The sequence below is a fragment of the Pseudidiomarina piscicola genome (assembly GCF_902806985.1).
GTDB lineage: Bacteria > Pseudomonadota > Gammaproteobacteria > Enterobacterales > Alteromonadaceae > Pseudidiomarina > Pseudidiomarina piscicola.
Genome location: NZ_CADCXY010000001.1, coordinates 264,458 through 277,244, shown reverse-complemented (window position 1 = coordinate 277,244; position 12,787 = coordinate 264,458). Strand labels below are relative to the sequence as shown.

The 12,787-nt window shown below is 48.0% G+C and carries 17 protein-coding genes; 3 read left to right on the top strand and 14 right to left on the bottom strand.

Annotated features, from left to right (window positions below; all coding sequences use genetic code 11):
• Positions 1–42: 42 nt before the first annotated feature.
• Positions 43–390 (top strand): VOC family protein, encoded by a 348-nt coding sequence (locus PSI9734_RS01410; RefSeq protein ID WP_173919330.1) that lies wholly within the window; start codon positions 43–45, stop codon positions 388–390.
• Positions 391–928: 538 nt separating this feature from the next.
• Here PSI9734_RS01410 and PSI9734_RS01405 read toward each other — a convergent pair.
• From PSI9734_RS01405 to grxD, 5 genes are all read right to left on the bottom strand, one after another.
• Positions 929–1,228 carry a hypothetical protein gene (locus PSI9734_RS01405; protein WP_173919329.1) on the bottom strand — a complete coding sequence of 100 codons (300 nt, stop codon included), beginning with the start codon at positions 1,226–1,228 and terminating at the stop codon, positions 929–931.
• Positions 1,228–2,076, bottom strand: a complete 849-nt coding sequence (locus PSI9734_RS01400; protein WP_484573203.1) for an RHS repeat-associated core domain-containing protein — start codon at positions 2,074–2,076, stop codon at positions 1,228–1,230. Before PSI9734_RS01400 ends, PSI9734_RS01405 begins: the two co-directional genes overlap by 1 nt.
• Before the next feature lie 55 nt (positions 2,077–2,131).
• Positions 2,132–2,650, bottom strand: coding sequence for a GNAT family N-acetyltransferase (locus tag PSI9734_RS01395; protein WP_246194731.1), 519 nt, complete (start codon positions 2,648–2,650; stop codon positions 2,132–2,134).
• A gap of 104 nt (positions 2,651–2,754) precedes the next feature.
• Positions 2,755–3,360, bottom strand: coding sequence for a peroxiredoxin (locus PSI9734_RS01390; protein WP_173919326.1), 606 nt, complete (start codon positions 3,358–3,360; stop codon positions 2,755–2,757).
• A 36-nt stretch (positions 3,361–3,396) separates the two neighbouring features.
• On the bottom strand, positions 3,397–3,735 hold the full coding sequence (gene grxD, locus PSI9734_RS01385; RefSeq protein WP_173919325.1) for a Grx4 family monothiol glutaredoxin: 339 nt from the start codon (positions 3,733–3,735) through the stop codon (positions 3,397–3,399).
• 241 nt (positions 3,736–3,976) lie between these two features.
• On the opposite strand from grxD, the gene sodB reads away from it, so the two are divergent.
• Positions 3,977–4,558: a superoxide dismutase [Fe] gene (gene sodB, locus PSI9734_RS01380; RefSeq protein WP_173919324.1), complete on the top strand. Its 582-nt coding sequence runs from the start codon at positions 3,977–3,979 to the stop codon at positions 4,556–4,558.
• Between the two features lie 77 nt (positions 4,559–4,635).
• Here the strand turns inward: sodB and fadR are convergent, their stop codons facing one another.
• Positions 4,636–5,346 carry a fatty acid metabolism transcriptional regulator FadR gene (fadR, locus tag PSI9734_RS01375; RefSeq protein WP_173919323.1) on the bottom strand — a complete coding sequence of 237 codons (711 nt, stop codon included), beginning with the start codon at positions 5,344–5,346 and terminating at the stop codon, positions 4,636–4,638.
• A gap of 191 nt (positions 5,347–5,537) precedes the next feature.
• Here fadR and dsbB point away from each other — a divergent pair, with 191 nt between their 5' ends.
• The gene (gene dsbB, locus PSI9734_RS01370) at positions 5,538–6,056 is read left to right on the top strand and encodes a disulfide bond formation protein DsbB (protein ID WP_173919322.1); all 519 of its coding nucleotides are present in this window, start codon (positions 5,538–5,540) and stop codon (positions 6,054–6,056) included.
• Here dsbB and PSI9734_RS01365 read toward each other — a convergent pair.
• Genes PSI9734_RS01365 through PSI9734_RS01330 form a run of 8 tightly spaced genes read right to left on the bottom strand, consistent with a single transcriptional unit; the run spans position 6,053 to position 12,787 of the window.
• Entirely contained in the window at positions 6,053–6,517 is a 465-nt protein-coding gene (locus tag PSI9734_RS01365; protein ID WP_173919321.1) for a YcgN family cysteine cluster protein, read from the bottom strand. The genes dsbB and PSI9734_RS01365 overlap by 4 nt on opposite strands.
• Positions 6,507–7,154, bottom strand: a complete 648-nt coding sequence (locus tag PSI9734_RS01360) for a fumarylacetoacetate hydrolase family protein (RefSeq protein ID WP_173919320.1) — start codon at positions 7,152–7,154, stop codon at positions 6,507–6,509. Before PSI9734_RS01360 ends, PSI9734_RS01365 begins: the two co-directional genes overlap by 11 nt.
• Positions 7,155–7,159: 5 nt before the next feature.
• On the bottom strand, positions 7,160–8,143 hold the full coding sequence (locus PSI9734_RS01355) for a lytic murein transglycosylase (RefSeq protein WP_173919319.1): 984 nt from the start codon (positions 8,141–8,143) through the stop codon (positions 7,160–7,162).
• Positions 8,140–8,403, bottom strand: a complete 264-nt coding sequence (locus PSI9734_RS01350) for a YcgL domain-containing protein (RefSeq protein ID WP_173919318.1) — start codon at positions 8,401–8,403, stop codon at positions 8,140–8,142. Before PSI9734_RS01350 ends, PSI9734_RS01355 begins: the two co-directional genes overlap by 4 nt.
• A 13-nt stretch (positions 8,404–8,416) precedes the next feature.
• Complete coding sequence (gene rnd / locus PSI9734_RS01345; protein ID WP_173919317.1) at positions 8,417–9,565, bottom strand: ribonuclease D; 1,149 nt, start codon at positions 9,563–9,565, stop codon at positions 8,417–8,419.
• On the bottom strand, positions 9,562–11,247 hold the full coding sequence (gene fadD, locus PSI9734_RS01340) for a long-chain-fatty-acid--CoA ligase FadD (RefSeq protein ID WP_173919316.1): 1,686 nt from the start codon (positions 11,245–11,247) through the stop codon (positions 9,562–9,564). Before fadD ends, rnd begins: the two co-directional genes overlap by 4 nt.
• A 60-nt stretch (positions 11,248–11,307) precedes the next feature.
• The gene (locus tag PSI9734_RS01335; RefSeq protein WP_173919315.1) at positions 11,308–12,213 is read right to left on the bottom strand and encodes an alpha/beta fold hydrolase; all 906 of its coding nucleotides are present in this window, start codon (positions 12,211–12,213) and stop codon (positions 11,308–11,310) included.
• Between the two features lie 4 nt (positions 12,214–12,217).
• Entirely contained in the window at positions 12,218–12,787 is a 570-nt protein-coding gene (locus tag PSI9734_RS01330; RefSeq protein WP_246194674.1) for a Slp family lipoprotein, read from the bottom strand.

The window sequence follows — 12,787 nt, the reverse complement described above, 5'->3', positions numbered from 1 at the left end:
TATACTCAATGCATAAGTTCATTCAAGCAAGGACGACAGCCGATGGCTAGTGTATCAATTAATTATGTAGAGCTGCCAGCAACAAACATAGAAGCGACGAAAAAGTTCTTCGTTGATGCCTTTGGTTGGAGCTTCGTGGACTACGGTCCCGATTACGCCGCGATTCAAGGTGCGGGTTTAGATGGCGGCTTTTATCGCTCAGAACTCACTGCGACTACCGCGCATGGGAGCGCTTTGGTTGTGCTCTACAGCGACGCCTTAGAGCAAGCCCAGAAAGACGTTGAGAAAGCTGGCGGCATCATCGTTAAGCCCATCTTTGAGTTCCCCGGTGGCCGCCGCTTTCACTTCACCTGCCCCAGCGGCAACGAATACGCTATCTGGTCCGAATAAGTTTTCCATTGAATAATTCGTGAGTGATTCACTGGACTTTCACACACTCTGCAATAATGTTTTAGATTGTTACAAAATTGCTAGCATTGTCGGTGACTCTTATCACTTCTTTACCCATCGCCCACGAGCACTGAAAAAACCGAAACTCATCCGGCTGGAACTCTAATCGAGACTGCCGCAAACGTCGCAGGTATGAATAGGGGTGAGTTAAACCGCTCATTTAAAGTCTTCTATGCATTCGAGACTCAACAGTCGCCTTAAAGCAAAGGTGGTTTCGCCAATTATAAAGTGTTTGTTCACCAATTCCTTCCGTTCGTAAAGTTTCTGCAATAGTCATGTTCAACGGCGGCATCATTTTACTGAGTATGGTTTGCTTACGTTCTTCTGAATAGCGTGGCACAATCAAGCCTTAACGCCCCAACTGGTTAGTTTTTAAGTGGTGTCAACTATCCTGCCAGAGGGGGCACCCGGCCCATGCCGTCGTAGCTAACACAGAGTATTGAACACTCTCGACTTTGGATTCAAAACTGGAGCTGTTCTATAATCCATCTGCAAATGAAAGCATCAAAACGTAATAAATTGGAAGAATCAAACCAATGACAGAGCTTACAAAAATGGTTTCTATTTTATTAACGTCACAGTAAAAATTATTTGATATTTTATAAGCGATCACCCCAATAAAAGCCCCTATCAGTGGTGGCATAATTAATATGGAAAAAAAATACCCAAGTACTTTAGCAACGTCATCACCAAGCTCTTTCATATAAAATAAATTAGCTGAAATTATTATCAAAAAAATAATAAAGAATAAAAACAGCTTTTTAAATTTTATATCCATCAGTTTCTTACTCTTCGTTTTATCCGCGAACCTACTTTAGATTGCCACTTAAATTTTGGTCTATCATGCGTATACCTATTATTACCTAAATCTGGATTAAATCCATAAGGATTAAAGTCACTAGGAATTGCTCCCCCTGCACCGTTAATTAAGGTAGTGGTTGTAGTGTGGCAATTTCCTTCACTTGGCAAAACTCGCCCATCGAGTACAGGGACAGCCGAGTAGTCCAAAGGCTCCCGAGTTGTCATGAACTCACCTTGTGAGATAACTGTTGTGACGGTTGTAAATGTATGAGAGCCAATAAAACCACCGGGCATATTAAGCGGCCTAGAATTTACAACTGTTTCTTGGCCTGTTGGATCTATATTATTAACCGGATCATTCCCCACATAAGCATACCAGTTCATGCCATCTTTGTAGCCGATGGGGTCGGTTTGCATAAACCGCCCTAGCCGCGGATGGTAGACCCGTGCTTTATAATAGTACAGCTCGGTGCCCGGAATGAGGATCTGCCCGGTAAAACGAAACCGCGCGTCGCTGCTGTTCTTCGGATTCCCGTAAGCATCGTACTGATGTGCTTGCAACAGGCCGCCATTAGCGGTCATCTCGGCGATGATGCTGCCGCGCTCATCGGCCAGCAGGTAACGGCGGGCATTCACCCCGGCACCTTCGTAGCGAATGACCGGCTCATCGTTGCCAAGGCCATGAATAAAGCGGCGCAACAGCGTGCCAGTGCTGTGATACTCAGCCACTAGCTCATCACCGTCGTACAAATAATCGATGCTTTCGCCGTTGTGTACCGTACTCGTTAAGCGACCCGTGGCATCGTAGCTAAGGGCCACCGAAATAACACCCGCAGCGTTGCTGCGTCAGCGTCTGCGAACGTCCTAATCACAATGTTATTTATTGCTGGGCGAGCCATTCAGGGCGCAACAGACTGAGCGTATACCAACCTTGGTAGTCGCCGTCTTTTTTGATGGTGTCGCGTGCTAAGCCTTCAACTTTGAAACCAAAAGCTTCCTGATAAAATTTCAGTGCTCGTGGATTGGACTGGAACACATTCAAATCTATGCGATGAAAGTTAAGCTCTTCAAACCCTTTTTTAAGTATGGCGGCAAACATTGCTCGCCCGTGCCCACCTGAACGCGCTGATGGATCAACCATAGCTACGCCAATATGGCCAAAGTCATTCTGCCGATCGATGCGGGTGAAGTGCACCATACCCACCGCACGACCATCGACACAGTATTTGAAGCACAGGCGAACGTTGGGATCGCCAGCTGTTTCAACAAAAAAGGCATCGAAAATTTCGCGCTTCAGAGGGTACCCAAACGCATTCCCGCACACCTTAAAGTGGTCTTCCGGATCCGCCAGCCAACCCGCGACCACCTCAAAGTCATCTTTCTCCAGCGCAACCAACATCACTCAGTTCTCCTACCCAGCCAACAAAAAAGGCCACCCAAAGGCGGCCTTTAAACTCTTTCAACAAACAGCGAATAGCTAATAGCTAATAGCGCTCTTCGCCTTTAAAGCTTACCAGCGTTTTTCGAAAGATAGTCAGCTACGCCTTTCGCGTCAGCTTTCATACCTTCGTCGCCCTCTTTCCAACCTGCTGGGCACACATCACCGTGCTCCTGGTGGAAGTTCAACGCGTCTACTAAACGAATCATTTCATCAATGTTACGGCCTAATGGCAGATCATTAACGATTTGGTGACGTACAACGCCTTCTTCGTCGATCAAGAATGATGCACGGAAAGCAACACCTGCTTCAGGGTGCTCAACGTCGTATGAACGACAAATAGTGTGCTTCACATCAGCAACCAGTGGGTATTTCACTTCACCAATACCACCATCTGCTTCAGCAGTGTTACGCCATGCGTTATGGGTAAACTGAGAGTCGATAGAAACACCGATAACTTCTACGCCACGCTTTTTGAATTCTTCCAAGCGGTGATCAAATGCGATCAGCTCAGAAGGACAAACAAAGGTGAAGTCCAAAGGATAGAAAAATACGACCGCTTTCTTGCCTTTGATTTGCGTGTGCAAGTTAAAGTCTTCAACAATTTCGCCCGAGCCTAAAACTGCTGCTGCAGTAAAGTTAGGAGCTTTACGGCCTACTAATACACCCATTTTATTTCTCCGTAATGTTATCGTATGGAATAGAATTTAGTCTTCAGACGGCGCTGGATGGCGCTCTGAAACTTCATTAATTAGTTCTTGTAATTCGCCCTTTTGGAACATTTCCAAAATGATATCACAACCGCCAACGAGCTCACCTTCAACCCACAACTGTGGAAATGTAGGCCAATCGGCATAGTTTGGCAACTCAGCACGGATGTCTGGATTCTGCAAAATATCAACATACGCGAAAGGTTGACCACAATTCATTATTGCCTGAGATGCCTGCGATGAAAAACCACAGCTTGGCAATTTAGGTGACCCTTTCATGTAAAGCAGAATCGGATTCTCACTGACTTGCTGCTTGATTTTTTCTACGGTTTCCATGCATTCATCCTTACGTCTTCTATGGGAGTTAATAGCAACAAGTTTACCATATCTGCAGTGCAGTTTGCAGTACCGCAACTATGCAATCGAGCCTGCTACTGACAAGTTAATTGTTGCCTACTACCCTTGAATTAAACTTTTCTGCCTCAACATAGGTATATTGAGTCTGCATGACTCGTTTTCAATGGTAAAATGAAAGCGAGTTCAACAAATTCACAAAACCAAGAAATGGAGAGTCGACATGGCATTCGAACTACCAGCATTACCTTATGAGAAAAATGCTCTTGAACCGCATATCTCTGCGGAAACACTAGAATACCATTATGGTAAGCACCACGCGGCATACGTTAGCAAGTTGAACGATGCTGTGAAAGGCACCGACATGGAAAGCAAATCACTTGAAGACATCATTAAGTCGTCTTCAGGCGGTGTTTTCAATAACGCGGCACAAGTTTGGAACCACACGTTCTATTGGCATTGCTTAAGCCCAAATGGTGGCGGTGAGCCAAGCGGCGAATTGGCAGATGCAATCAATTCAGCATTTGGTTCGTTCGATAAATTCAAAGAAGAATTCAATGCGCAAGCAGCTGGAAACTTTGGCTCTGGTTGGACATGGCTAGTGAAAAAAGCTGACGGCTCAGTGGCTATCGTCAACACTAGCAACGCTGAAACGCCTTTGACTGACGAGTCAGTGACCCCAATCATGACCGTTGATGTCTGGGAACACGCTTACTACATCGATTACCGCAATGCACGCCCTAACTATCTAAGTGCATTCTGGAACTTGGTGAACTGGGACTTCGTCGCGAAAAACTTCGCCTAAGTCGCTTCGCCTTTGTTAATAAGCCCGGCATTTTTGAAATGCCGGGCTTTTTATTTTGATTTCCTGTTCAGCTTCTTCTATTCAATCAGGTTTTCTGGAATAGTTCCTCGCAGGCTATGCCAAATTCGACCAGATGCGTAACCGTAATCACGCACTAAAATGGCCGCTTCGTCACGCTTTTCTTCGGTCGCGACTGCTTTTAAATCGGCATAGTACTTACGGGCAAGTTTACGCGCCTCATCATTCGAAAAGTAGAAATTACCAATTCGAGAGTAAAGGCCTTTAAAGCCATTCAATACCAACACATAAATGGGGTTGCCAGAGGCCATAGCTAAATCATGATTCAACTGGTAATCGTATTGACTGTAAGCATCCGCGGTATCCTCGAGGGCCTCTGCCCCGGCTAACAACTCAGCAACGCGTTCGGGTGCATTGCGAACCGCAGCGCGAATATAGATGGCGCTTATATTGGTTCGTGCCGACAACAACTGGTCCACGAGCTCAGGCATGCCGTCTTCGTCAAGGCGCGCCAGTGTCTCTAAAATGTTTAACCCTGAAGTTTCCCAGAAGTTGTTAACGCGAGTTGGCTTGCCATGCTGAATGGTCAGCCAGCCGTCGCGAGCCAAACGTTGCAATACCTCACGCAAGGTTGTGCGCGTAACGCCAATTAACTCAGACAACTCACGCTCGGCAGGTAGAATCGTACCTGGCGCAAAATGTCCATTCCAAATGGACTTCACTATGTATTCTTCCGCAAACCCCGCAGGGCTTTGTGCCTTGATGATCATGAAGTGGCCTATTTGCTATGAATCAAAACCAATGAAGGCTAGGATTATTATTAATGTTATGACTATTGATTTTATCAGGCTTTCCAATGGTCGGACAAGTTTTGTTAGTGTTGCTTTACAGAAATCTATCGACATCACGCAAAGGCTTCGCTATCTTTTCCGCAAAACCAATCAAAAGAGATCCTTTAATCATGTCCTTTTTTGCTCAACTTCCCGAGCGCCGAGGTGCGTGGGCTCTGCTCTCACTAAGCGCCTTCAGTCTGTTCGCCGCAGCTCTCTATATGCAGTACCAGATGGACCTTGCCCCATGCGTGAAATGTATTTATCAACGCGTCGCTGTACTCGGTGTGGCGTTTGCGGCTTTGATTCCGGCGCTTGCGCCGCAGTTTATGCTGACGCGACTAGTTGGTTTTGCCGGCTGGCTTACCGCGGCAATCTGGGGCTGGGTGATTGCGAATGGTCATGTCGCTGCGCAACAGTCGGCCAATTCATTCTTTGCGGTCTGCGATACATTCCCTAATTTCCCCGACTGGATGCCTCTGCATCAATGGCTGCCCGAGCTTTTCAGTGCCACCGGTTTGTGCGGCGATATCAAATGGTCGTTCATGGACATGAGTATGCCTGAATGGATGCGTATTATCTTTGCTATCTATGCTGGAATTGCCGTAGTGGTAGTGTTGCTACGCTTACTTGGTGCTCGCAAGGTTTAGTTTGTATCTCGCAAAGGCCAAGTTGCAATCCTCAGTTCGAGGTCCTCTTCATGGACCTCACTTTCATTGACTACCCGCCCTCGAGCACTCATACCCGCTTCGATCATCGGCGCTTGTGAACCATTATTTCGTAACGGATGCCATGCTGCTAAACCGCGCCCTTCTGCAAGCCGGCGATAGGCACAAGAGGTGGGCATAAAGTCGAGTTCATGTACATTCTCAGGGGTGATCACCACACAGCTTGGCACTAGCTCTGTGCGCTTCTGGTAATTACTACAGCGCGCATTTGCCGTATCTAAAAGCACACAAGACACGTCTGTGTAGTACAATGATTCACGCTCATCATCGCTATCAATTAGCTTGTGCAAACAACATTTGCCACAGCCATCACATAACGACTCCCATTCAGCATGGGTCATTTGGGCGAAACTTTTTTGTTGCCAAAATGGCTTATCCGTCATGACCTTCTACCTGCCCTTGCCATTGATGATGTTGTCCGTTCCAATGGAGGTTAAGCCCGAGTTGTTGCCCGATAGCAAGAGCGCCGACGCCCGCGGGGGTGCCCGTGAGCACGATGTCTCCTGGCTCAAGGGTAAAAACGTCGCTGATATGCGCAACCAACTCGGCAATCGGCATCAGCATGTGCTGAGCGTCACCTTGTTGACGTAGTTGCTGGTCGCAGTAAAGCGTAAACTGTGCGGTCTGTAGAAGGTTACGATTCGCGGCCGTCACAGCAAGCCACGGCGCCAGCACACAAGCGCCATCAAAGGCTTTCGCGCGTTCCCACGGATGCCCCTGTTGCTTTAGTCGGTTTTGCACATCGCGAAGGGTTAAGTCGAGACCTAGAGTGAGCCCAGTAATAGCTTCTAGAGCTTGCTCCGGAGTCACATTTTGTAGTCGTTGGCCTATTTGCACCGCCAGCTCTACTTCGTGGTGACAGGCTCCTAAATGCGTCGGTATACGCACCTTAGGTAAGCTCGCTAAACTGCTCGGTGGCTTTATAAACAGTAGCGGTTCCGCAGGAATAGGGTTATTCAATTCGGCTGCATGGGCCGCATAGTTACGGCCCACACATACGATTTTTGTTGCTGCAACCATGGTGCTTAACGTGGAAAGCGGATACGATCGGAAAGGTAACCTACGGCCGCCACAAAGTAGTGCGAGCGGTTCCAGCGCATAAGTGCGTCGTAGTTCGCATACGCCAAATACACTCGCCCTTCTTCGTCATCAGGCATTACCACAGCGGCTTTAATATCACTGCGTTGTGGAAGGTCACTGCCGTCTAATCGACGAACGCCTAACGCTTGCCATTCAGCGAGCGTCTTTTTGTTCTTGAGCTCCGCGATTGAAACATCGAAGTCTGCAGGAATTTGTACTTGGCGCCCCCAGGTCACATCGTCACGCCAGCCGGCATTCTTTAGGTAGTTTGCAGCAGAGGCAAACACATCGCCCATCGAATTCCAAATATCTTTACGGCCATCACCGTCATAATCAACGGCATAAGCCATAAATGAACTTGGCATAAATTGAGTTTGCCCCATAGCGCCAGCCCACGACCCTTGCATCTGTTCAACGTCAATATGGCCTTCTTCGATGATCGTCAGCGCTTGCCATAGTTGTTTCTTGAAAAATTCTTCGCGTCGCCCTTCATAAGCCATAGTGGTTAACGCCGAAACCACGTCAAAACCACCTGTATACGAACCAAAGTTGGTTTCAATACCCCATAACGCCACAATAAACCGTGGCTGAACACCATACTCTTTACCCACTTGTTCCAGCAGTTGTTTATGTTCGTTGTATTTTTCCAGTGCCTGCTTGGCTTTCCACTCGGGCACCGCGCGAGGAAGGTAGGTATCAAGGGTTAACTTGAATTCCGGTTGGTTTTTATCGGCGCTCACTGAGCGCTGATAAAATTTTGCCTCAGCAAACGCTTTGTCTAAGGTCGCCTGGCTATAACCATCTGCTAAAGCTTGACGCTTGATTTGTTCGACATAATCGGCAAATCCGGCTTCATCTTGCGCCTGTACTTGCACTGGCGTAAGCACTACCGCAGCGGCAACGAGCGCCATTGAGATCAACTTTTTCATTTTGCCAATTCCTTCTTTAATAAACTTTCTGGTGGTGGCGGTATCTGTAAATAATAACCTGGGTCTTGCAGGTGCGCTTGTAGCTCGCTCACGCTCAACCGTGCCAGCTTACGATCGTCAGTAAGTGCAATGGTCATCACTTGCTTAGGTTCGCCGAAGCTCTTCAATAAAGGCTCTGGCACGACTGAGAAATCGGCGGGATGCGCCAAGTAAAGATAGGTATCGATGCGTTTAGGGCTTCGATAGACAGCACACAACATAGATTGCCACCACTTAGTTAAGTAATTCTTCGATCGAGCTTTTGAGCTTAGCCCCTCGCCAGCTTGCGAACAAGTCAGGTAACGGCAATTGGTCTTGCGCGTGCGATGGAATTTGCCAGCACCAATGCAACACGTCATTAATTTGGCGCCGCGAAGCTACCATTGCAACATTGATACCTAACTCGTCAGCTGCCGCTTGAGCGATTTTCTTAATCGCATTGAAACTGGCTTTATAATTAGGCAGATCGGTTAAACGTTGAAGGTTGATAGCCAGTGGCCCGTTTGCTTTACCGCGAGCCACAGCTTCGAGCAAACTATCACCCGCATATTTAATCGTCACTGGCGACAGGTCTGCGAACTGGCGTAACTTGTTTTTGCTATCTGGCTGCTGCCGTGCAATATCCAATAACACATGTTCTTTCGCAATGAAGCCAAGCGGTAAATCAGAGTGGCGTGCTCGCTGTTGCCGCCAAGCAACCACTTCACGCAATACGCTAAGCTGTTCGGTATTACACTGCCATGCGTTGCCCAAATAGAGAAAGAGCCATTCATCGGCAATGGTTTGCGCACGTTTATGCGCCTGCCATGCACCTTCTTGCAGTATGAGCTGATGTTTCTCTTGTGCGAGCGCAAGGTCGAGCAATTGTGGATAGAGTTGGTGTAAATAAAAAACATCGGCTGCGGCGTAATCTAACTGTTCTACATCTAACGGGCGTTTCATCCAGTCAGTGCGCGACTGAGACTTATCAATTGCGACACCTAAGCGCTGTTCAACTAATGCGGCATAGCCCATTGCATCACCGTCGCCTAGCATGGCACTGGCAATCTGGCTATCGAAAATAGCATTTGGTAACTGTCCCATATGTTGGTGCAAGATCTCGTAGTCTTCACCACCAGCATGGATAACTAAGGTCATTTTTGGATCAGAAAAGAGTTGCCATAGCGGTGCCATACCCGTTTCACCGGCATCGGCATGAACCGCCACCGGGTCAATAAGTGCGGTCACCTCACCAGCTTTCACTTGTACCAAGCCTAACCGGGCATAGTAAGTGCGCGTGCGCACAAATTCAGTATCTACGGCAAGAAAATCATGCTGCTGCGCGGTGCGACAAAAATCCGCCAGCGCAGCAGCTGAGGTAATCATTTGATAGGCTATGCTCACGAGTTGTTTTTCGCCTTCGCTTCTTCTTCATCACGCAAGGCACGGCGTAAAATTTTGCCGACATTGGTTTTTGGCAGCTCGTCACGAAATTCGACGAACTTCGGCACCTTGTAGCCGGTCATGTTTTCACGCGCGTACTCAATCATTTCGCGTTCAGTCAGTGATTGATCTTTACGCACCACAAAGATCTTCACAGCTTCCCCCGATGAGTCATGGGGCACGCCCACTGCCGCAACTTCAAGCACCTTAGGATGCTCGGCAATGACATCTTCAATTTCATTCGGATACACGTTGAAGCCGGAAACCAAGATCATATCTTTCTTGCGGTCAACAATTTTAAAGAAGCCTTGTTCATCCATCAGGCCGATGTCGCCCGTCATGAACCATCCGTCGTGCATCACCTTACCGGTTTCTTCTGGCTGGTTAAGGTAACCCACCATAACCTGTGGACCGCGAACCTGAAGCTCGCCTTCTTCGCCTTGCTCAAGTACCTCACCGGTTTCAGTATCCACAACGCGAACGTCCGTCGAGGGTAATGGCAAACCTATGGTGCCATTATAATGTTCAATATCGGTCGGGTTCACCGTTACTACCGGCGAACACTCGGTGAGCCCATAGCCTTCGAGCAGACGTTTTTTGGTGACTCGTTCCCAATGCTCAGCAACTGAGCGTTGCACGGCCATACCGCCACCTAGGGCGATTTTAAGGTTCGAGAAATTTAAATCTTTAAAGCCTTCGGTATTCAACAAGCCATTGAACAGCGTATTCACGCCCATAATAATTGAAAACTGATGTTTTCCGAGCTCTTTGATAAAACCTGGCATGTCGCGCGGGTTGGTGATTAAAACATTACGCCCACCGTGCTTTAAGAACGTCAAGCAGTTCGCGGTTAACGCGAAGATATGGTACAGCGGTAGTGCCGTAATCACGGTTTCTTCACCGTCGTTTACCAAGGGCGCGACAATCGCAGAAACCTGCTCGAGGTTGGCCACCATATTGCGATGCGACAACATTGCACCTTTGGCAAGCCCGGTAGTACCGCCGGTGTACTGTAGAAACGCCAAGTCGTCACCGCTAATTTCTGGGCGCTGGTAGCTTACCTTAGCCCCTTTTGCGACGACGTCATTAAAGCGTACGGTGCCGTGGAGTGTATAACTAGGAACCATACGCTTAACGTGCTTAACCACGAAATTTACCAGCCAACGTTTAGGTGCTGGCATTAAGTCACCAATACTGGTGAGGATGACATGTTTCACGTCAAGGTCATCGATCACTTTTTCCAACGTGTGGGCAAAGTTTTCTAAAATAACGATGCCTTTACACTTTGCATCGCTTAATTGGTGCTTAAGCTCACGCGGGGTATACAACGGGTTCACATTAACCACGGTCAAGCCTGCACGCAAGATGCCAAATAACGCAACGGGGTACTGCAAAAGGTTTGGCATCATGACCGCAATCGCATCGCCTTTTTGTAAACCTTTGTGCTGCAGATACGCCGCAAAGTTTTTACTTTGCGCGTCAAGCTCATCAAACGACATTTCGCGGTCCATATTGACATAGGCGCTTTTGCCACCATATGCCTCGACACTTTGTTCAAAAATGTCGACCAACGAATTAAAATGATTCGGATCTATTGTCTCTGGCACACCTGCTGGGTAGCGTTTTAACCATATTTTTTCCACGCTTTAATGCTCCTGCCTTGTTATTTTTTTGCCAATCTTCGCATATCGGACCAGTTTAAACTAGCTGCGTACAGATGCCAATAACGCAGTAAACTCGCTCCACACCGCATTTGCTTGTTCCATGTGTACATGATGACCACCGGCAACTTCGACACATTGCAGTTGCGGTACACAATGTTGCCATTGCTCTAACGCTAGTTCGATGCGTTCCCTATGCCCCTGCCGCCCCAAGATAAGTCTCATAGGGCATTCAATGGCGCGCAAAATGGCGCCAATTTGCCCTGGCGTTAAGCGTAAAACAGATTTTGTCCGCAACTGACCATCGGCACGAAACCGGTAGTCATCAGCGGCCAATTGCTCAACCCCGCGCGCCACCAGAAGTTCGGCAATTTGCCGGCTAAAGTCGCCTGCTTGCTCACGCGCTGCGACCGCGGCCGCAAAACTTGGGTAATGAGGTCGACGTTTTGACTGTTGCTGTAGACGACTACGAAAACCTTGACGAATATCTTCAAGAATAGCATCGTCTGCACTGGTTAGGAGACCAAAGGCCTCAATCACCAAGAGGTGTTGCACGCGTTGGGGCTCGATACCGGCCCATAAATTGCCAACAAACGCACCCATCGAGTGCGCAATCACGCTTACCTGCGACCAGCTTTGCTGCTCACACACTTGTATGACATCGTAAACATAATCAAGAAACGGATAGTAGTTCCCCGCTGGCCGATGACTCGAGAGCCCGTGGCCTGGCCAGTCGAGCGCAATAAGTTTATGGCTTGCACTGAGCTCTGATTGTAAAAACTGCTCGGCAATAGGTATAAAGCTATGTGCGTTATCAAGCCAGCCATGCAAAGCGAGTATGGGTGCACCGGCTGGGTTTCCCCACTGTAAACCTGCAAGCGTTCCCCATTCCAGTTCAAATGAAACAGGCTCAGCATAGTGCCGAGCCTGTGAGTAATTTTGCGTCATAGGCTTAGTTGTTTTTCTTCTCACCTTGTTTAGGGCTAGGACTTCTCGCGGGTACTGGGTAGTACACCCGATACGGTGGTGAGTACCAGTGGTGGCGATACCAGAGAGAGCTGTAATCAACTTCCATCGGTTTGTTATCGATTTTTTTCCATAAGTATTTACCGTTCACCGCTAAATTTGGGAATAAATACCTAAACTCATCGATTTTGCCTTCTTCTGGAGCTTGAATAATACCAGTGAAGGTAATACTACGACCCTTTTTGTAAACCATGGGGTCAACAAAGCCGTCTATTTGCGCCCGAAAGCGACCATCGCTGCTATCACTCACGGCGGGGCGACCGTAGGAGTTTAAGTCGTAGTTCACGACTTCAATGGTAGTGCCGTTATCGGTGTTACGAACTTCAGCAATCACGCCACCCCAGCGCGCTTGTTTACCTTGAGCTTGTTCAGGCTGCTCAAGTGCCACCGTATAAGGCGTCAATTGAGTACCTTCCGCTACAGTGAGTTCGTCCGGCACTGTCGAACATGCACTTAGGGTTAAGGCTCCAAGTGCGACTAACCAATACTTCATCAT